This is a genomic window from Jeotgalibacillus campisalis (genome assembly GCF_000829515.1).
GTDB classification, from domain to species: Bacteria; Bacillota; Bacilli; order Bacillales; family Jeotgalibacillaceae; genus Jeotgalibacillus; species Jeotgalibacillus campisalis.
The window spans coordinates 386,888-408,130 of the sequence record NZ_JXRR01000022.1 but is presented as its reverse complement, the minus strand read 5'-3'; the positions used below and the strand labels follow the sequence as shown (position 1 = coordinate 408,130).

Below are 21,243 nucleotides of genomic sequence, written 5' to 3'. Positions count from 1 at the left end.
TTGAAAATCATGATTTCACAAGCTATTTCAATTCATTCCATACAGTAATTCACAAGACTGAAAAGACGTTCTCCTTGCGATAAGCCCTCTTGTTTATAACTAAGTAAAAAAGAATAGGTTCATTGCAGTGGAAGGCGGGGACTCCAGCGGAATAAAGCGGGAAGGGTGAGACCAAGCAGATGCTCAAGCATCAAAGGGGCTCACCTCCCGCCCCGCGGAAAGCCTCCGCCTGAAACGGAAATGAACCGGTCTTATTTAGAGAAACTTTCCCTTCCAACAAAGTAATTCCGGTAACGTTTAACAAACTTGCAAACCAGCAAAAATGGATGATTGTGCTAAAATGAATCTATACCATTGATTGATCTATATAAAATACATATTAACTTTGTTCTTCAATCAAAAACCTTTAAGCAGCTTAAAGTAAGCGCTTTAATTTGAAAGGATGAGTGGAATGACAACCTATCCGCCGATTAGTCCAAAGATCCCGAAGATGCTCCACGGCGCAGATTATAATCCTGAGCAATGGCTGGAGTATCCTGGGGTATTTGAAGAAGATATCCGATTAATGAAACTGGCAAACTGCAACGTGATGTCGGTTGGAATTTTTTCCTGGGCAATGCTCGAACCGGAAGAAGGAACATTTGATTTTAACTGGCTCGATCACGTGCTGGATACCTTTGCAGACAATGGACTATTCGCTTTTCTTGCGACACCAAGCGGAGCAAGACCTGCCTGGATGTCTCAAAAATATCCGGAAGTCCTGCGAGTGGAAAAAAACAGAGTACGCAACTTACATGGTGTCAGACATAATCACTGCTATACGTCACCGGTTTACCGGGAAAAAATAGAGATGATCAACACCAAGCTGGCAGAGAGATACGGCAGTCATCCCGCTGTCATCGGCTGGCATATATCAAACGAATATGGGGGAGATTGTCATTGCCCTTATTGCCAGGATGCCTTTCGGGAATGGCTGCAAAAGAAATACTCTTCTTTAAAAGAGCTAAATCAGGCGTGGTGGACAACCTTTTGGAGCCATACCATTTCTGACTGGTCTCAGGTGGAATCGCCTGCTCCGCATGGAGAGAATTTTGTCCATGGCATGAATCTGGATTGGAAACGCTTTGTGACGGATCAAACCGTTGATTTCTTAAATCATGAAGTGAATGCGTTAAAAAAATTCAGCCGGGATCTGCCAGTGACCACCAATTTCATGGAAGCATACGAAGGGCTGAATTACTGGAAATTTAAAGAGGCAATCGATGTCGTCTCCTGGGATGCCTATCCGACCTGGCATCATGAAAGGGATGACAGTAAACTCGCCGCATGGTTTTCCCTTCTCCATGATGTAAAGCGCTCAATTAAAGGCGGCAAACCATTCATGCTAATGGAAAGTACACCAAGCGCTACGAATTGGCAGGATGTGAGCAAGCTGAAGAAACCGGGCATGCATGCGTTATCCTCGATACAGGCAGTGGCTCACGGTTCAGATACGGTTCAGTATTTTCAATGGCGTAAAAGCAGAGGCTCAAGTGAAAAGCTTCATGGTGCGGTTGTCGATCATTATGGCAAAGAAAACACCAGAGTGTTTCGGGAAGTTTCTGAGCTTGGAAGCACGCTGCAGAAGATGGATGAGGTTGTGGGAACGTCGGTTCAGCCGGAAGTAGCCATCCTGTTTGATTGGGAAAATAGATGGGCGATTAATGATTCACAAGGACCGCGCAACAGCGGAATGCACTATGAAGAGCAGATCAGACGTCACTACAAACCATTTTGGGACGAAGGAATTCCGGTAGATATTATCGACATGGAATGTGATCTATCCCGCTATAAAATGCTCGTTGCTCCTATGCTTTATATGGTAAGGGCAGGGATAGGTGAAAAGATTGAAGCGTTTGTCCAGGCAGGAGGGATTCTCGTTACCACCTATTGGTCAGGAATTGTGAATGAACACGATCTTTGCTTTTTAGGCGGATTTCCTGGACCGCTTCGTAAAACACTCGGCATCTGGTCAGAAGAAATGGATGGGTTGCATGATCATGAAAAAAATCACATCAACATGAAAGGCGACAATTCTCTTCAGTTAGAAGGCATATACGAAGCACATGAATTATGTGAATTAATTCATCTTGAAGGCGCAGAGGCTCTGGCTTTTTACGAAGACGATTTTTATAAAGGCCGCCCTGCTTTAACTGAGAATCAATTTGGAGACGGAACCGCGTATTATGCTGCGTCCCGTAATCAGGAACCATTCTATTCCGATTTTTTGCTGTCAATAGTTCGCAAACATGGCATTAAAAGAACAATTGAAACCGTACTACCTTATGGGGTGACCGCTCAAAAGCGGGAAGATGGGCAAAACGAATTTATTTTTTTGATGAACTTTACAAACGAGTCCCAGACGCTTCAGATAGAAGAAGAAACCTATATGGACTTACTGGATGAAAATCCGGTACCTGAATCTATCGTGCTGCCTTCCTATGGGTATAAAATACTTAAACGAGCAGTAAGATAATGGATGGTTGGTCCAGACTTCAACGAGAAGAAGCTCTCTTTTTCAGAGAGTTCTTTTCAGTTGGTGAGGGAAAGTGCTTAAGCGAAAGCCCAAAGGCAAACCGCCCATTTCCGCTAAAATCATTGTCTACCCACCAGCCATCGGATATACTATCTAAAGAGGTGAAGTGAAATGTTCGATCGATTACAGGCGGTAGAAGACCGCTACGATAAATTAAATGAATTACTGAGTGATCCCGAGATTGTAAACAATACAAATAAACTGCGAGAATACTCGAAGGAACAATCAGATATGACGGAAACGGTTGAAACATACCGTCAATATAAAGAAGTGTACCAACAGCACAAAGAAGCGAGAGAAATGCTGAATGACAAACTCGATTCTGACATGCGTGAAATGGTTAAAGAAGAAGTGAATGAGCTGTCAAAAGAAATTGAACAGCTTAAAGAGAAGCTTCATGTTCTTCTGATTCCAAAAGATCCAAATGACGACAAAAACGTAATTATGGAGATCCGGGGAGCAGCCGGCGGAGATGAAGCTGCTTTATTTGCCGGTGACCTGTATCGTATGTATAGCCGTTATTCTGAATCGCGCGGCTGGAAAATTGAAGTCATTGAAGCGAGCACAACGGGTGTTGGCGGCTACAAAGAAATCATTTTTATTATTAACGGGAATGGCGCCTATTCTCATATGAAGTATGAAAATGGAGCCCACCGCGTACAGCGTGTTCCGGAAACCGAATCAGGCGGCCGTATTCATACGTCAACTGCCACTGTAGCCTGCCTTCCGGAAACAGAGGAAGTGGAGATCGAAATTCATGAAAAAGACATCCGAGTGGATACATTTGCTTCAAGCGGACCAGGAGGACAGTCTGTTAATACGACAATGTCTGCTGTTCGTCTAACGCATGTACCTACAGGGATTGTTGCATCCATTCAAGATGAAAAATCTCAAATTAAAAACAAAGAAAAAGCAATGAAATTACTTCGTGCCCGCGTGTACGACAAATTTCAGCGGGAAGCACAAGCTGAATATGATGCAGTACGTAAATCAGCTGTTGGTTCCGGAGATCGTTCGGAACGAATCCGTACCTATAACTTTCCTCAAAACCGTGTAACCGACCACAGAATTGGTCTGACCATTCAAAAGCTTGATCAAATTTTGCAAGGCAAGATGGATGAAGTAATTGAAGCGCTGATTATGGAAGAACAGTCAGCCAGAATGGAGTCTATGAATAATGGCGACAACTTATAAACTCTATGAGGCCCTTAATTGGGCTTCTTCTTATTTAGAAGACCATAACCGTGAACCTTTCGCAGCAGAGCTTTTGTTACGATTTGTTCTTAAAATAGACCGGACGCAGCTCTACATGAAACTGCGTGAATCCATAGAAGAGGAAGATTTTACTTTATTTGAAATAGCTGTAGAAAAACATGCGGATGGTATTCCTGTGCAGCATATTATCGGCACTGAATCATTTTACGGGCGGACATTTTTGGTCAGCAGTGATGTATTAATTCCGCGTCCCGAAACAGAAGAACTGATTTATTATGCGCTCGACCGGTGCGATTCCTTGTTTGCAGATGGCCAGAACCTAACGGCAGCAGATATCGGAACCGGCAGTGGAATCATCGCTGTGACGCTGAAGCTTGAACGGCCGTCCTGGAAGGTGACAGGAGCCGATCTTTCTGAGGATGCACTCCGTGTTGCTAAGGAGAATGCAGACAAGTTAAACGCCGAGGTAGATTTTGTCCAAAGTGATCTGTTTTCTTCATTTAAACCTGACCAAACGTTTGATGTGGTGCTTTCCAATCCGCCGTACATCCCTCACAGCGACCGGCAGTCCATGTCTGAGGTAGTGGTGGATCACGAGCCTCATCTTGCTCTATTTGCTGAGGAGGAAGGACTTGAGCTGTACCGGAAAATGTGTGAACAGCTGCCAAAACGGATAAACCGTCCAGGACTAATCGGATTTGAAGTAGGTGCTGGCCAGGGGGAAGTAGTATCGGCTTTCCTCGCTGACTCGTTTCCAGACGATCCAATTGAAGTTGTCTACGATATTAATGGGAAAGATCGCATGGTATTTTGTCGACTTTCGCCTCATGTTTAAAATAGAATAAGTTCGTCCACAATGACGTGTAACAAACCTTGTGGAGGAACGAAGATGAAAACAAAGTGGCTGATCGCAACGATTCTATCAAGTTCATTACTAATCCCAGTTCAAACAGCAGAAGCCAATGCAGACCAGGACATACGATTTCGGGTGCTTGCAAACAGTGACGAAGCGCAGGATCTCGAGATTAAAGAATCGGTTTATCTGCTTGTTCAAGATCAAATTCTTCAAACACTGGCTGGGGACAAACTGTGGGAAAGGGAAGAACTTAGTGAAAGACTTGAAGGACATGTGGAAAAATGGGAGAATCTCGTTCAACAGGAACTAAAAGCAAATGGTTTTTCCTACTCTGCTACTGTGCGATTTGAAAAGCACCGTTTTCCTGAAAAACACACAGAAGACGGTGTGTATGCAGAAGGCATCTTTGATACGGTCATTGTCACACTTGGAGAAGGGCAGGGTACCAACTGGTGGTGTTCGATTTTTCCTGATCTGTGTGGACAAGTTCTGATCAAAAAAGCAAAAGCAGCAGATGTAGAAGAGGAAAAAGACTGTGAAACAGACTTATCCCCAAAGAAAGATTTGCGAGACGATTCAATAGTAGTAGACTCGTTTATTGTGAACTGGTTTCAGAAAAGCTGGGACTGGCTGGCTAATTAAGTGGATAAGTCGGAATAATGAGGGTTTATTCACAAAGTTGTGCACAATTTAAAGAAAGTTATACACACTTTGTGGACAACTAGATCCGCCCTGTTGATTAAAATCAATATAATATACTAATAATTTGAGAGATCTCCACGGTATATTAAGGAATATCAGTAATTCTGTTAAAAAATGCGTAAGATTAAAAAATAGTTTAGGAGTTGATTCACATGATTACCACGATGTGGATTGTGGATAAGAATGTGGATAAAAATAAGGATTATCCACAGATCAAAAAAGCAGCACAATTATTACACGATGGTCATACAATTGCCTTTCCTACAGAGACAGTATACGGACTTGGCGCAGATGCTACGAGTGACCAGGCTGTCAGCGGTATATTCAAAGCAAAAGGAAGACCTTCTGATAATCCTCTGATTGTTCATATATATTCCACAAACCAACTCTCCGAACTCGTTCAATATGTGGATAACACTTCCCAAGCTTTGATTGAACAATTCTGGCCCGGACCGCTTACACTGATTTTCACCAAGAAACAAGGTGTCTTTTCAGATAAAGTTACAGCCGGACTGGATACAGTAGGCATCCGCATGCCTGATCATCCAGTTGCACTGGCTTTAATGGAAGCTTGTCAAAAACCGATTGCAGCACCAAGTGCCAACCGAAGCGGCAAGCCAAGCCCTACTTCTGCAGCGCATGTTTATTACGATTTAAACGGGCGGATTGCAGGCATCGTAGACGGAGGGGAAACAGGAGTGGGAGTAGAGTCTACTGTTCTTGACTGTACGGTGACACCTCCGATGATTCTGCGTCCCGGCGGCATATCCTACGAACAGCTTACAGACTGCATTGGTCCTGTTGACGTGGATCCATCCCTTGAGGAGCATGCAGGGCAGCCGCGATCCCCCGGGATGAAGTATACACATTACGCTCCCGTGGCTCCTTTATATGTAACTAAAGGATCTGATTTATGGCTGCAGGAAACGATTGTGGCGTTTCAACAGGATGGCAAAAAAGTCGGTCTGCTTGCTCCAGTTGAAACGATCAGTCATATGCAGGCAGATTTTTTGGTTGCCTGCGGAAGAGAAGACGATTTATCCACAACCGCTCATTCTCTTTACGAAAGCATTCGCGCATTCGATAACGAAGCTGTGGATATCATACTGGCGCAAAGCGTGGAAATGCGGGGAATCGGTGTCGCCATTATGAACCGTCTCGTTAAAGCAGCTGGACACAAATGGCTGATAGAAAATAATGACAAAACAAGCTTCTGATTGTATGGAAGCTTTTTTTTTACCCTCTTATAACACAAGGTTGAAACTGCATAGAGAAAGAGTTCAAGTTACCGTCAGCAACGTAATGAAATACAATTTCCGGGTTCTTCATTCCCTGCTAATAGCATAAAGTCAATCTAGGGAGTTTGTGGAGAGGGGGATTTTGTGGACCTCATTATTTGGCTGGCGATTGGTCTTGGGATGGATGCATTTTCAGCAAGTATTGCGATCGGCTCTCAAGGTGTGAGCAACAGGAAAAAGTGGAGCGGCAGTATGCTTGTCGGTCTGTTTCATATTATTATGCCGATTATCGGAATTTTAATTGGCGGTGCGCTTTCCCATACCATCAGCTGGGTCGGAGTGGCACTTTTGGTTGCAGTTGGCCTGCAGATGATTCGGTCTGGTATGGTGGGCAGAACCGTTCCGGTGATGATGATGTCGTGGGTGCGCTGGATTGTTTTTGCATTCGGCGTCAGTGTAGATAGCTTATCTGTAGGAATTACTCTTGGTACAAATCAATCTGAGACCTGGATTGCCGTCATTTTATTTGGTTTTTTTGCAAGCATTATGACCTTGATTGGTCTTCAAATAGGACAAGTACTGAAAGCTACAGTCGGCCGCTACAGTGAAGTGATCGGCGGGAGCATCTTAATCGGCATTGCGATCAGGATGATGGTGAGTTAAAGGGTAAAAAGCCAGATGGACAATCCATCCGGCTTTTTTGATTGGACTTGTGGAAAGCGGGTAACTCCGGTTGCGATAGGAGGTTAACAACTGAGGAGAAATAAAGGATTGATGTGAAGAAATAGCGAAACTGATAGCAAGGGGGAATTTAAATGAACGAACAACTTAGGAATCAATTTAGAGAACTCGAAGAATGGCATATCAACACAGAAGTCCGGAAAAGCAAGGAAGAACTGGACAAAATTCTGGCGAATGACTTTTTTGAGATCGGCAGTTCCGGCAGGATGTTTACAAAGCAGGAGTGCTTGGATGACGGAGTATCACAAGCCGAAATGTCCATCCATCAATACGAAATCCATCCTCTTTCAGAAAGTCTGGTGCTCTCCACATATCTCATTGCAAATCATACAAGAAAGCGCAATACGCTTCGCAGCTCCATATGGAAAAAAATAGACGGCAGATGGCAGTTGTTCTTTCATCAGGGGACTGTAACAAATTCAAAGATAACGGATGTGATTCGGAAAAAAAATTAAGTTCTGCTTTAGAAACAATAGTAAATTTTTGATTAAAATTGACCGTCTATATTTATTAATCTATGTAGTCTTTAGCGCTGAAAGCACGATAGGGTATATAATTTACTTAAAAATTAATCAAATTTTAGTAAAATATTTATTGACTCTAAACGATAAACCTAATAACCTGTTAATGTACACGCTTTCAAAAAGAAGTTAAATGGAAACGCAAGGTAATGTTCGGTATCACAACAGTCACTCGTGCAGTGCGATTTCAACTAAACATCCAAGTAAATTTATTAAAGATGAAAACGGTCAGAAAATAGGGTTAGGTGGCTGCAGACGATACTGCTATAACTCTCTGGTGAGTATAATCACTACTCTTTAAGACGGTTGACAACCATAGAAGAATTTTTTGATTAACGAAGATGAGGACTAAAAAAAGCGATTCTATTAAATAAATGTCAATCAATAAAACTATTGAAAGTTGAAATCAATTTCACCTAGCAAGTTTATTCAAGGAGAAAGGAGGATCTTCATGAAAATGGACACATTAGTGCATTCATTTGAAAAATATTTTAACAAAAATCATGAGCAGCGTTTTTTTGCTCCTGGAAGAATTAATTTAATTGGGGAGCATACAGACTATAATGGCGGAAATGTGTTTCCGTTGGCCATTACCTGTGGAACGTACGTATTAGCAAGAAAACGAGAAGATCGTCTAATTCGAATGATTTCCCTGAATTTCGAAGAGATGGGAGTACTGGAATGTTCTCTTGATTCTTTGCGATTTGATTCAGAGAATAATTGGACAAATTATCCGATCGGAATAACCAAATTTTTAATTGATAGCGGACATAGCGTTCAATCTGGCTTTGATGTGTTGTATTATGGAAATATCCCCAATGGAGCGGGTCTTTCGTCATCTGCGTCAATTGAGATGGCGACAGGCGTAATGATTCAAAGTATGTTTAAACTGGAAATTGAAAGAATTGAACTAATTAAGCTGTGCCAGAAAGTAGAAAATGACTTTATAGGGGTAAACAGTGGAATTATGGATCAATTTGCGATCGGTATGGGGAAAGAAGGACATGCCATTTGGTTTAACTGTGATACGCTTGACTATGAATACGCTCCGCTTGAATTAGTGAATGAGAAAATTGTAATCATGAATACGAACAAACGAAGAGAATTAGCTTCTTCTAAATACAATGAAAGAAGAGAAGAATGTGAGCAGGCGTTAAAACACATTCAGCAAGTTCTTCCTGTTCAATCACTTGGGGAAGTTTCTATGGAAGACTTTTCAACAATAAAAGAGGCAATAAAAGATCCGATTTTATTGAAGAGGGCCACTCATGTAATTTCGGAGAATGATCGCACGAAAAAAGCGCTTCAGTACCTAAAAGCGGACGATCTTAAAGCGGTGGGTGAATTGATGAATGAATCTCACCGGTCACTTAAAGAAGAATATGAAGTAACCGGTAAAGAGCTGGATACTCTAGTTGAATTCGCCTGGAAACAAGATGGTGTGATTGGTGCCCGGATGACTGGAGCAGGCTTTGGCGGCTGTGCCATTGCCATTGTTAAAATTCAAGAAATTCCAGCCTTTATTGAAAAAGCAGGAGAACATTATGCTAAAGAATGCGGATTAGAAGCAACCTTTTATACAGCCGATGTTGGTGAGGGTGCTTGTGAAATCACCAATAAAGAATCTTTAATCATTTAAAACTAGCAGGAGTTTGAGAGGAGTGGTTTAGATGGTTTCGATAACATCTCGTGAAATTGCACAACACAATGGAGATCCAATCGTGGAGTATAAACTGAAAAACGATAATGGGTGCGAACTGACGGTCTTGAACTACGGATGTACGATCTCCAAGTGGACTGCAAAAGATCGAAACGGAATATATGAAAATATTGTTATTGGTTTCGATCAATTTGAACCCTATCTTTCTCAGCCCAATTACTTTGGTGCAGTGATTGGAAGAGTAGCTGGAAGAATCAGTAACGCAACATTTTCCATAGATGATCATACATATCACGTCGAAGCAAATGATGGGAAAAGTTCACTTCATGGTGGAGGGGCCGGCTTTGATAAAAAAGTATGGGACGGTACGATTAGTGAAGAGAATGACCTGATTTTCAAGCTTAAAAGCAAGCACTTAGAAGGTGGTTTTCCGGGGAATATAGATGTAACGGTCACCTATCGATTACTTGAAGATGACACGCTTGAAGTAGAATATCACGGCGTAACGGATCATGCGACCATTATCAATATGACCAACCATTCTTATTTTAATTTAAGTGGAGGCTTTAAAGATTCAATCCTTGACCATGAGCTAAAGCTTAATTCAAGTCATTACCTGCCTCTTGACGATATCTTAATACCGATTGGAAGCTTGCGCGATGTCAGTAATACGGCTTTTGATTTTCGGACACCAAAAAGAGTAGGCGAAGGAATTCAGTCCGATGACGAACAAATTAAACTAGCAGGCGGCGGCTTTGATCATCCTTTTGCATTGGATGAAGGTTCTGACTATGAAATTAGTCTTACCGACCCTGCATCAGGAAGAAGACTGACAATCGAAACGGATCAAAAAAGTGTGGTAGTTTTTTCTTCAAATAAAATGGATGACAATTTAACGATCAGAGAAACCAAAGCGTCGAATCATATGGCGATCTGTCTCGAAACACAGAATTATCCTAACGCCATTAACGAACCATCCTTTCCATCAATAGAACTGCAGCCAGGTCAAGCCTACTCTGCTAAAACAAGATACATCCTTTCTGCAGATTGACAAGATGAAACGCTAGTTAGATTGATAGTAAAATTGATAAGGAGATACCCAATCATGACAATTCTCATTACAGGCGGAGCAGGTTATATCGGCAGCCATGCAGTACTCGCGCTGAAACGCCGGCAAGAAAAGGTAGTCGTACTCGATAGTCTTCAGACAGGCCATGAAGGTGCTGTGGATCCTGAAGTTCCCTTTTACAAAGGGGATCTTCGTGACAGTGCTTTTCTGGACAAGGTCTTTACGGCTCACAAAATTGATGCGGTCATTCATTTTGCTGCTAATTCCTTAGTAGGAGAAAGCGTGTCAGACCCGCTAAAATACTATGATAATAATGTAGGAGGAGCGATTTCTCTTTTGCAGGCAATGAACCGGCATGAAGTGAAAAAGATCGTATTCTCCTCAACTGCAGCCACATATGGCGAGCCGGAGAACTCTGTGATCGAGGAAAATGATCCGACTGTACCAACCAATCCCTACGGAGAAACAAAGCTTGCGATTGAAAAAATGCTGAAATGGTCAGCCGGTGCTTATGGCATTCACTCCATTTCCCTTCGCTATTTTAACGTGGCCGGAGCAGATCCAGAAGGAGAACGCGGGGAAGATCATGATCCGGAAACGCATCTGATTCCAATCGTGCTTCAGGTTGCGCTTGGTCAAAGAGAAAAAATCAGTGTATTCGGCAATGATTATCAGACACCCGACGGAACATGCATCCGAGATTATATTCATGTGGCTGATTTGGTGGATGCGCATTTGCTTGCGATCGAAAAATTAGAAGATCTGCCCGAGCAGGCGGCTGTCTATAATCTTGGCAACGGAAAAGGCTTCAGTGTAATGGAAGTGATCGAGGCGGCGCGAGCGGTAACCGGTCACGCGATACCTGCTTCGATTGAAAAGAGAAGAGCAGGAGATCCTGCCATGCTGGTCGCTTCTTCAGCCAAAGCAGGCCGGGAGCTAGGATGGTCACCAAAAATACCTGAGCTTCAGGCTATCATTCAAAGCGCATGGAATTGGCATCAGACTCATCCGGAGGGCTATAAAGGCGGCAATTAAAACCGATAAGGAGGGAACCTTATGTTTATCTTTATCCAACTAGAGCGATTGCTCCAATTCGGCCTGCAAACGAAATTAATTGACCCTTTAGACACAGATTACGTTCGAAACCGGCTGTTGAATCTTTTGCAATTAGAAGCAGCAGAACAGGTGGAAGTACCGAATGAAACACTTGACTACCCGGTGGAAATCCTTCACAACATCGTAGAATGGGCATCACAGCAGCCAGATCTTCACGTATCAACCATTACGCAAAAGGATCAGCTTGATGCAGCTTTAATGGACTGTTTTTTACCCCGTCCTTCTGAGGTAACAAAAATATTCTTAGAGCGGTATCAGTCCTCGCCTGTTGAGGCAACAGATTATTTTTACGCAATGTCCAAGCAGGTCAATTACATCCGGACCGATCGCATTGCGAAAAATGAACATTGGTACAGCGAGACAGAATACGGCAAACTGGAGATTACGATCAACCTGTCAAAGCCCGAAAAAGATCCGACAACCATTGCAGCAGAGAAAAAGGCAAAAGCCATCAGCTACCCGCTCTGTTTGTTATGTAAAGAAAACGTGGGCTACGCAGGCCGGGTGAATCACCCTGCCCGCCACAACCACCGCATTATCCCTGTTGAACTAACAGGCGAAAGCTGGTTCATGCAGTATTCTCCATACGTGTATTATAACGAGCATGCGATCGTGTTTTCCTCAGAGCACCGTCCCATGAGCATCACAAAAAGCGGATTTAACCGTCTGCTTGACTTTGTGGAGCAGTTTCCTCATTATTTTGTCGGATCCAATGCGGATTTGCCGATCGTGGGCGGCTCGATTTTGAGTCATGATCATTTTCAAGGGGGGCAGCATGATTTTCCTATGGCGCTTGCTCCTGTTGAAAATGTCTATGAAATTAAAGGGTTTGAAGACGTGAGGGCGGGTATAGTGAAATGGCCGATGTCCGTTGTTCGTATTAGCGGAAAAAGCAAGGACCGCTTACTCGAATTAGCCGATACCATCTTAACCATCTGGAAGTCATACAGCGATGAAAAAGCGGGAGTCTACGCGGAATCAAATGGCCAGCCGCACAATACGATTACCCCCATCGCCCGGATGAGAAACGGGGAATTCGAGCTTGATCTTGTGCTTAGAAACAACCGCACGAGCGAAGAGCATCCATTTGGCATCTTTCATCCTCATAATGATGTCCATCACATTAAAAAAGAAAACATCGGGCTAATCGAGGTGATGGGTCTTGCGGTGCTGCCGGGGAGATTAAAAGAAGAGCTCACCGTCCTTGGAAACTACCTTACAGAAGACAGTCTTGACAAAGCCGGAGAAGACGAGCGTACCGCAAAGCATCTTGACTGGGCCAAAAAAATTGCAGCCACAGAAAAAAATCTTTCGACTGGTACTATTCAAGAGGTTCTTCAAAAGCACGTCGGCAACGTATTCTCCAGAGTTCTCGAGGATGCTGGCGTTTTTAAACGGGATGCAAACGGACAGCTTGCGTTCACGAGATTTATAGAAAGTATAAACAGCCATTAAACGATTGAGAGAACAGGTGATGTCTGTTCTCTCTTTGGATTGGAATAGGAGCTGAAAGAATATGAATGGAAAAACGGTCTATTTAAGACCGATTAAAAAAGAGGATCTCACAAGCATTCTTATGGCAACATGCAACGAAGAAATACGCTACTTAACCGGGACAACCACTCACTTCACGATCGATATGCTGGAGGCTTTTTACAATAATACGGTTCAAGATCAAACGCGCCATGACTTTTCCATTTGCCTCAAAGATAAAGATGTTTTAATAGGCGATTTATCTATCTTGGAAATAGATGAAGAAAATAAAAAAGCAGGCTTTAGAATTGCGCTGCACCAAACTGAATTCTTCAACAAAGGTTATGGAACAGAGGCTCTGTCGCTAGCCTTGAAGTTTGCCTTTGACAAGCTCAACTTAAACCGTCTTCAGCTTGAAGTCTTCTCTCATAATCTCCGCGCTATTAAATCGTATGAAAAAGCAGGATTTAAAATAGAGGGCCGTTTAAGACAATCCATCTTTTTAAACAATGAATACTCAGATGAGATCGTGATGGGAATGCTTCGAGAGGAATACGAGACAGGTACATAGAACAAATGAAATTAGTCAATCCGCTAAAAGGTCACTTTATTAAAAAACCGTTTAGAAGGATTCAAAACGAAATTGAAACGGTTAGCAAACGGATGATTAGATGGAATAGACCCTAGGTCACAGAGGGGATTTATCAGTTATTTCCCCGATTCCATCTGTCCAAACCCGCAATTAATCCCCGGACATAACAATGACAATCATGTTAGCACTCTCCTGATTTCCCTAGAAGAGCCAGCTAGTATACTGAAAGCTTGTTTTATCTGTCTTTATTTTCACAGCTCTGGCTTTCACTTTAAAAGAGGCGCTGAACCAGCGTCAGGTCCGCATAGATCAGGAAAAAGCCCGTAAATAGAATTCGTTTGGACATTCAGCTGGCCTTTTAGTAAAATACTAATAAGAACACATTCTATTTTACTAAAATAACGAATAATGTAAGCGATTACCTAAATAAAAGACTCTTTTAAAAGAGTCTAACGATGAGTCACATGATGTTCGCTGACTGTTGTTGGTGAATGAAAACCGGTGAGAACGTTCACCAGCAAAAAAACAGGCGGGTGGGTATGCAAAATGGCAACATTAAAAGATATAGCACTAAGAGCGGGCGTTTCATTGGCAACTGTTTCACGTGTGTTGAGTGAGGATCAAAGTCTTTCAGTCACAAACGAAACAAGAGAACGGATTATTTTGATCGCTCAGGAATTAAATTATCGTACGATAAAAAGAAAAAATGTTCAGGGCAAGCGGAAAAAAGCGAAAATCGGTTTAATATATTGGTATTCAGAGGAGCAGGAAAGAGAAGACCCTTATTACCTGTCGATTCGGCTTGGTGTTGAAAAAGCGGGATTTGAGCGGGGAGTCGATCTGATAAAGCTCTATAAAAATGATCAGCCTTTTCGTATGAGCAAGCAGGATGAACTGGACGGCGTAATCGCCATCGGCAAATTTAGTCCCGAAGATATTGAGATTTTTAAAACATGGACCGATAAAATCGTAGCGGTGGATTTTTCGCCTACTGATGAACTCGACTCAGTAGTTGTTGATTTTCGCAAAGCCATGATCCACGTACTCGAACATTTAATTCAATTTGGTCATGAACGGATTGGCTATATTGGCGGACATGAATACCTTCAGGGAAATAAACCGATCCATGATGAGCGGGAAACCACCTTTATTGAATATTTGACCCTTGGTGGTAAGTTCAATCCTGATTTCATTTGGACAGGGAAGTTCACCGCTGAAGATGGCTATACACTAACAAAGGAAGCACTGAAATTGGAAAACGGTCCAACCGCCTTTATCCTCGGGAGCGACTCGATGGCTATCGGGGCGATGAGAGCCCTTCACGAACAAGGCGTCAGAGTGCCCGAGCAGGCCTCGATTATCGGATTCAATGATATTGAAATGTCCAAGTATCTTCAGCCTTCGCTTACAACCGTTCAGGTCCACACCGAGTTCATGGGTGAATCGGCGCTGGATTTACTTCTTGATCAACTCTCAACAAAGAGACAGATCGCCAAAAAAATCGTCATCCCAACGAAGTTTTTGATACGTGAAAGCAGTGGGAAAGCCCCTGTGATTGCAGGACAGACATAATGATGGAAGAAATTAGAGGGGGACCGGCAGTGAAAAAAACGGTTGTTTGGTCATTGATTACAGCAGCTGGTGTTGCACTGGCGGTCTGGGCAGCGAGTATATTCGTTCCTTTTTCATATGGAGAGTGGAGTTTCTTTATCGGTTTAGGTCTGACTATTTTTCTTTTCTTTTTTAGTGGCAGCGGAGGGTTTTTTTCCAGAATCGCTACATTTAATGCAAGTGCATCAATAGGAAAAGTACAGGATGATAATCAATTTAGTGCCTATTTAGGTGGAATCTTTTACGGATTGCTTTTATACACCGTGATAAGTCTGGTATTGATGCTGTTCCTCTATTTTTAAAATGCTGCAAACAGCCGTTTCGGATGAGATTGGCTGTTTTTTGATTAGCGAATTCCAGTCTGGCAATGCTAGTGAAAAACCCCGTCCTTTAACAGGTCATCAGGCCGCTGGTTCAAGGTGAATGAAGCAAGTGCGCCACACAGTTCAAATAAGCGAATTGAGAGCGGTTTTATGATATAATTAATTTTAATCAAGTGCTATTTTGCAAGGCATTGCGCGGGAGGATAAACGATGAATATTTTATTTGTTTGCACTGGAAATACATGCAGAAGCCCAATGGCTGAAGCAATTTTAAAACATAAGAAGCTTGATTTCATTGACGTGCGTTCAGCAGGATTATTTGCGATGGAGGGCGGACAGGTTTCTCAGCAGACGCAGGATGTGCTGGATGAAAACGGCATTGTTCACAACCATGTATCACACACTGTGTCGCAAGCGGATGTTCACTGGGCAGACTATGTTTTTGCGATGACCAGTGCCCACAAAGGAATGCTTGTCGATCAGTTTCCTTTTGCGATGGATCGGATTTTCACCCTGAAAGAATTTGCTGGAGGAAGAGGACTGGATGTTTCAGATCCTTTTGGCGGAACTCTTGAAATGTATAGAACAACCTATGAAGAACTCAACAGACTTTTGAGTGGATTGATAGACAAGATAGTAAAGCAAACACATGGTTATTAAGGCAGAGGAGGTCATTTACATGAAGATTGCACTGGCATCAGATCACGGCGGCATCCATTTAAAAAAAGAAATCGCTGAAGTGCTGAATGAACTGGGATTGGAGTATCAGGATTTTGGCTGTGATTGTGAAGGGTCGGTGGATTATCCCGACTATGCACTTCCGGTGGCAAAGAAAGTAGCGGCCGGTGAATTTGACCGAGGCATCCTTATTTGCGGAACAGGCATTGGGATGAGTATTGCGGCGAATAAGGTGAAGGGAATTCGCTGTGCACTCGTTCATGATACCTTTAGTGCAAAGGCAACACGCGAACATAACGATACGAATATGCTGTCAATGGGTGAGCGTGTGATTGGACCTGGGTTGGCAAGAGAAATCGCAAAGATTTGGCTATCAACGGATTTTGAAGGCGGACGCCATGAAAATCGAATCGGCAAAATTTCCACTTATGAATCAACATATTAATTGAAATGAGGGGTTCCTTTGCAAGAGCAATTGAACACGATTTTATTTGAATATCAGCAGCAGGCACAGCTTAAGCCAGGGCAGTTATTTGTAATAGGCTGCTCCACATCCGAAGTCATTGGAAAAAAGATCGGCACATCCGGTACTGACGAAGTTGCTTCCTTATTATATAAAGAATTCGCACGCTTCGCTGAGGATACCGGCATTGGGCTGGCTTTTCAGGGGTGTGAGCATATAAACCGTGCTCTTGTTATGGAACGTAAAACAGCGGACGCTCTTGGTTATGACGAAGTAACAGTTATCCCTGTCAAGAAAGCAGGCGGGGCTATGACAGCCTACGCCTATCAAGCCCTGCATGATCCGGTGATGGTGGAACGGGTTCAGGCTCATGGCGGCATCGATATAGGAGACACCTTTATCGGCATGCATCTGAAGCATGTAGCCGTTCCTGTTCGTGTGTCGGAGCGAACGCTCGGTGAAGCGCATGTGACTCTCGCAAGGACACGGCCGAAGCTTGTAGGCGGAGTGCGGGCAGTATATGAATAAATGAACGCTGTTACAGTGAATGCTGTAACAGTTTTTTTATTTATAAAACGTGAATGGCCCCTATAAATCCCCGTAAGACTATTGGCAGAAAGAAGTGCCTATCAATCATTCAAACCCACACAGCCTTTCTCGAAATCTATTTCCCCTCTACCAAAAACATGATAAGATGAAGAAGATTTTTGACCAATGACGGGAACCGTCCCGAAGACATGAGGGGGAACACATACAATGAGTAAGATTCAACAGCAGGATCAAGCATTGTTTGAAGCGATGCAAAATGAATTGAAGCGTCAACGCACGAAAATCGAGTTGATCGCTTCTGAAAATTTTGTAAGTGAAGCAGTCATGGAAGCGCAAGGATCGGTTTTAACAAATAAATACGCAGAAGGCTATCCAGGCCGCCGCTATTACGGAGGCTGTGAGCACGTAGATGTTGCCGAAAACTTGGCAAGAGACCGCGCGAAAGAAATTTTTGGCGCAGAGCATGCAAATGTTCAACCGCATTCTGGTGCACAAGCGAATATGGCGGTTTATTTTACGATTCTTGAGCCGGGAGATACCGTTTTAGGGATGAACTTATCCCACGGAGGTCATTTAACGCACGGAAGTCCAGTGAACTTTAGTGGACAGCTTTATAACTTCGTTGAGTACGGTGTGTCTGAAAAAGACGAGCGTGTAGACTATGAAGATGTACGCCAAAAAGCACTTGAAAACAAACCGAAGCTGATTGTGGCAGGTGCAAGTGCGTACTCCAGAACGCTTGATTTCGCGAAATTCCGTGAAATTGCAGATGAAGTGGGCGCTTATCTTATGGTTGACATGGCTCATATAGCAGGTCTTGTCGCAACAGGCCATCACCCAAGCCCGATCCCGCATGCTCACTTTGTGACAACTACCACACATAAAACACTTCGCGGACCTCGCGGGGGAATGATTTTATGTAAAGAAGAATTCGCGAAGAAAATTGATAAGTCGATCTTCCCAGGAGTTCAGGGTGGACCGCTTATGCATGTAATCGCAGCAAAAGCAGTGGCATTCGGAGAAGTGCTGCAGCCTTCTTTTAAAGAGTACTCACAGCAAATCATCCGAAATGCTCAGGCGATGGCGGAAGCCTTCAAAAAAGAAGGCATCGACATTGTGTCAGACGGCACAGACAACCACTTAGTTCTTGTGAACCTGCGTTCGCTGGATCTGACAGGCAAAACAGCAGAAAAAGTTCTCGATGATGTGGGCATTACTGTAAATAAAAACACCATTCCATTTGATCCCGAAAGCCCGTTTGTTACAAGCGGAATCCGCATCGGAACGCCTGCAGTCACGTCTCGCGGCTTCAAAGAACCGGAGATGGAAGAAATCGCCTCCATCATCGCATTTGCTTTGAAGAACCACGAAGATGAAGCAAAACTGCAAGAAGCATCACAGCGTGTTGAAGCCATCACCAGCCGCTTCGCTCTTTATGAATAAGATAAAAAGCAGTGTGAAATAGGGCGAGGCAGAATTTGGAAAATTAAAAAGGGATGTCTCACGAACTAGATAGCGGACTTCGTGGAGACATTCCTTTTTTGTGCAGAATCTTGTCAATTTACAAGAAGTATGGTAACTTTCGTAAGGATTTGTTTTATACTAGATAGAAGTGAAAATAGAGAGTACATAAAAGGAGTGGCAGCAGTGGGAAAAGTGTATGTTTTTGAACATCCATTAATTCAACATAAATTAACGCACATCCGGGACGAAAAAACAGGAACAAAAGAGTTTCGTGAGCTGGTCGATGAAGTTGCGACATTAATGGCTTTTGAAATTACACGTGATCTTCCATTAGAAGAAACGGATATCCATACACCTGTAAGTAAAGCCAAAGGAAAAGTGCTTTCCGGCAAAAAGTTAGCCATCGTTCCGATTCTGCGCGCAGGCATTGGCATGGTAGACGGGATTCTTAAGCTGATCCCGGCTGCAAAAGTTGGTCATGTTGGTTTGTATCGAGATCCTGAAACGCTTAAACCGATTGAATACTATGTGAAGCTCCCTTCAGACGTAGAAGAACGCGATTTTATTCTGGTCGACCCGATGCTTGCAACCGGCGGATCAGCGGTAGAAGCGATCAATTCCTTAAAAAAACGTGGAGCAAAAAGCATTAAGTTCCTTTGTCTGGTAGCGGCACCAGAAGGCGTTGAAGAAATTCAGAAAGAACATGCTGATGTGGATATCTACATTGCTGCACTCGATGAAAAACTGAACGAAAAAGGCTATATCGTTCCTGGTCTTGGCGATGCCGGCGACCGCTTATTCGGCACAAAGTAATTTGTCATACATTAACGCACAGAAGGGGTCTGGCCCCTTTTGTGCACTGAATTACTGAAGGAGGACCATTCATGTCTAAGCGAATTAAAGTGATGACGATTTTTGGGACAAGACCGGAAGCGATCAAAATGGCGCCGCTTGTTCTTGAATTAAAAAAGCAAAGCGAGTTTTTTGAACCAATCGTGACAGTTACTGCACAGCACCGTCAAATGCTTGATCAGGTAATGGATATTTTCAATATTACACCTGACCATGATCTCAATATCATGAAGGACCGCCAAACACTCATAGATGTAACGACCAGAGGCCTTGAAGGGCTGGACCGGGTAATGAAAGAAACCAAGCCGGATATGGTTTTGGTACATGGCGACACCACCACCACCTTTGTGGCAAGTCTGGCTGCTTTTTATAACCAGATTGCGGTTGGTCATGTGGAAGCCGGACTTCGTACGTGGAATAAATACTCCCCGTTTCCGGAAGAAATGAACCGTCAGCTGACAGGCGTGATGGCGGATCTGCATTTCTCACCTACTGATCAGTCTGCTGAAAACCTGATGCGTGAAAATAAACCGGAATCCAGTATTTTTGTTACCGGGAACACAGCGATTGATGCCCTTTCCACAACAGTAAGAGAAGACTACACAAGCGAAATTCTGACGAACCTAGGCAATGACCGTCTGATTCTCCTAACAGCCCACCGCAGAGAAAATCTCGGCGAGCCGATGAAGAATATGTTCAGAGCGATTAAACGGATTGTTGAAGAACATGAGGATGTACAAGTCGTCTATCCAGTTCATATGAATCCGGCTGTGCGGGAAATCGCGCAGGAAATACTAGGTGGAGACAAGCGTATTCACTTAATTGAACCACTTGATGTAATTGACTTTCATAACTTCGCTTCAAAAGCATACTTGATTCTGACTGATTCAGGCGGTGTACAGGAAGAAGCACCATCACTCGGTGTTCCGGTACTTGTGCTGCGTGACACAACCGAACGTCCTGAAGGAATTGATGCCGGAACGCTTAAACTGGCAGGAATCGAAGAAGAACAGATTTACAGTATGGCAAAAGAACTGGTAACAGACAGAGCTGCGCATGAAAAAATGTCCAAAGCGTCCAATCCGTATGGAGATGGCCAAGCCTCAAAACGTATCGCAGAAGCCATCCGTTTTCATTTCAACCAGCTGCATGAGCGTCCTGCCCCGTTTACTGTCGAAAAGTAGCCCGAAAAACACCTCTGAACGCGTTGCGGGAAGAGGTGTTTTTTTCCATTTACTGATTCTCCACCGAGGAGAAATATACGCTGATACCCTGAGGCTATATTAAGAGAGAGCCGTTTTAAAACCTTTACTAGACAAGGATTTGAAGTGCTTTGACCTGCTAAAGCAACCTGCTCTTATTAGTAAATTTATGAGCGTTTTGTCCAAAATGTGAACTCCCTAACTTCCATTTGTGATGTTATGTACTTTTTGTCGAGTACTCGTTGACATACAATAGTGCCTATTGTATGCTTTTAAAGGGTATAATGATAAGGTTTTCATAGTCTTTTAGAGAAACCGAAAAACGTTTCTTTTTAAGCTCGTA

20 protein-coding genes are annotated in these 21,243 nt (G+C 43.2%); all 20 read left to right on the top strand.

What is annotated here, in order from left to right; translation table 11 throughout:
- Positions 1-442: 442 nt before the first annotated feature.
- Positions 443-2,515, top strand: coding sequence for a beta-galactosidase (locus KR50_RS17870; RefSeq protein ID WP_041061776.1), 2,073 nt, complete (start codon positions 443-445; stop codon positions 2,513-2,515).
- A 171-nt stretch (positions 2,516-2,686) separates the two neighbouring features.
- On the top strand, positions 2,687-3,769 hold the full coding sequence (gene prfA, locus KR50_RS17865) for a peptide chain release factor 1 (protein ID WP_041061773.1): 1,083 nt from the start codon (positions 2,687-2,689) through the stop codon (positions 3,767-3,769).
- On the top strand, positions 3,753-4,625 hold the full coding sequence (gene prmC / locus KR50_RS17860) for a peptide chain release factor N(5)-glutamine methyltransferase (protein ID WP_041061771.1): 873 nt from the start codon (positions 3,753-3,755) through the stop codon (positions 4,623-4,625). The genes prfA and prmC overlap by 17 nt, the downstream gene beginning before the upstream one ends.
- A 54-nt stretch (positions 4,626-4,679) precedes the next feature.
- Positions 4,680-5,288, top strand: a complete 609-nt coding sequence (locus KR50_RS17855; RefSeq protein ID WP_041061769.1) for a stage II sporulation protein R — start codon at positions 4,680-4,682, stop codon at positions 5,286-5,288.
- Positions 5,289-5,500: 212 nt separating this feature from the next.
- On the top strand, positions 5,501-6,565 hold the full coding sequence (locus tag KR50_RS17850; protein ID WP_041061766.1) for an L-threonylcarbamoyladenylate synthase: 1,065 nt from the start codon (positions 5,501-5,503) through the stop codon (positions 6,563-6,565).
- A gap of 165 nt (positions 6,566-6,730) precedes the next feature.
- Positions 6,731-7,249 (top strand): manganese efflux pump MntP, encoded by a 519-nt coding sequence (locus tag KR50_RS17845; RefSeq protein WP_041061764.1) that lies wholly within the window; start codon positions 6,731-6,733, stop codon positions 7,247-7,249.
- A 152-nt stretch (positions 7,250-7,401) separates the two neighbouring features.
- Positions 7,402-7,782 (top strand): nuclear transport factor 2 family protein, encoded by a 381-nt coding sequence (locus KR50_RS17840; RefSeq protein WP_041061761.1) that lies wholly within the window; start codon positions 7,402-7,404, stop codon positions 7,780-7,782.
- A gap of 517 nt (positions 7,783-8,299) precedes the next feature.
- Entirely contained in the window at positions 8,300-9,487 is a 1,188-nt protein-coding gene (locus KR50_RS17835) for a galactokinase (protein WP_041061758.1), read from the top strand.
- Between the two features lie 31 nt (positions 9,488-9,518).
- Positions 9,519-10,559: an aldose epimerase family protein gene (locus KR50_RS17830; protein ID WP_052477203.1), complete on the top strand. Its 1,041-nt coding sequence runs from the start codon at positions 9,519-9,521 to the stop codon at positions 10,557-10,559.
- Between the two features lie 54 nt (positions 10,560-10,613).
- On the top strand, positions 10,614-11,612 hold the full coding sequence (gene galE, locus KR50_RS17825) for a UDP-glucose 4-epimerase GalE (protein WP_041061755.1): 999 nt from the start codon (positions 10,614-10,616) through the stop codon (positions 11,610-11,612).
- Between the two features lie 21 nt (positions 11,613-11,633).
- Positions 11,634-13,148, top strand: coding sequence for a UDP-glucose--hexose-1-phosphate uridylyltransferase (gene galT, locus KR50_RS17820; RefSeq protein WP_041061753.1), 1,515 nt, complete (start codon positions 11,634-11,636; stop codon positions 13,146-13,148).
- Between the two features lie 61 nt (positions 13,149-13,209).
- Positions 13,210-13,737 carry a GNAT family N-acetyltransferase gene (locus KR50_RS17815; protein ID WP_041061750.1) on the top strand — a complete coding sequence of 176 codons (528 nt, stop codon included), beginning with the start codon at positions 13,210-13,212 and terminating at the stop codon, positions 13,735-13,737.
- Positions 13,738-14,304: 567 nt separating this feature from the next.
- Positions 14,305-15,330: a LacI family DNA-binding transcriptional regulator gene (locus KR50_RS17810; RefSeq protein ID WP_041061748.1), complete on the top strand. Its 1,026-nt coding sequence runs from the start codon at positions 14,305-14,307 to the stop codon at positions 15,328-15,330.
- 29 nt (positions 15,331-15,359) lie between these two features.
- A complete protein-coding gene (locus KR50_RS17805; RefSeq protein ID WP_156969562.1) occupies positions 15,360-15,671 on the top strand; it encodes a hypothetical protein in 312 nt (103 codons plus the stop codon).
- A 231-nt stretch (positions 15,672-15,902) separates the two neighbouring features.
- Positions 15,903-16,352, top strand: coding sequence for a low molecular weight protein arginine phosphatase (locus KR50_RS17800; RefSeq protein WP_041061745.1), 450 nt, complete (start codon positions 15,903-15,905; stop codon positions 16,350-16,352).
- Between the two features lie 19 nt (positions 16,353-16,371).
- The gene (rpiB, locus tag KR50_RS17795; protein WP_041061742.1) at positions 16,372-16,815 is read left to right on the top strand and encodes a ribose 5-phosphate isomerase B; all 444 of its coding nucleotides are present in this window, start codon (positions 16,372-16,374) and stop codon (positions 16,813-16,815) included.
- Between the two features lie 18 nt (positions 16,816-16,833).
- Positions 16,834-17,361, top strand: coding sequence for a TIGR01440 family protein (locus KR50_RS17790; RefSeq protein ID WP_041061739.1), 528 nt, complete (start codon positions 16,834-16,836; stop codon positions 17,359-17,361).
- A 228-nt stretch (positions 17,362-17,589) separates the two neighbouring features.
- Positions 17,590-18,825 (top strand): serine hydroxymethyltransferase, encoded by a 1,236-nt coding sequence (gene glyA / locus KR50_RS17785; RefSeq protein ID WP_041061737.1) that lies wholly within the window; start codon positions 17,590-17,592, stop codon positions 18,823-18,825.
- 204 nt (positions 18,826-19,029) lie between these two features.
- A complete protein-coding gene (upp, locus tag KR50_RS17780; RefSeq protein WP_041061735.1) occupies positions 19,030-19,659 on the top strand; it encodes a uracil phosphoribosyltransferase in 630 nt (209 codons plus the stop codon).
- A 71-nt stretch (positions 19,660-19,730) separates the two neighbouring features.
- A complete protein-coding gene (gene wecB, locus KR50_RS17775; RefSeq protein ID WP_041061732.1) occupies positions 19,731-20,882 on the top strand; it encodes a non-hydrolyzing UDP-N-acetylglucosamine 2-epimerase in 1,152 nt (383 codons plus the stop codon).
- Positions 20,883-21,243: the final 361 nt, after the last annotated feature.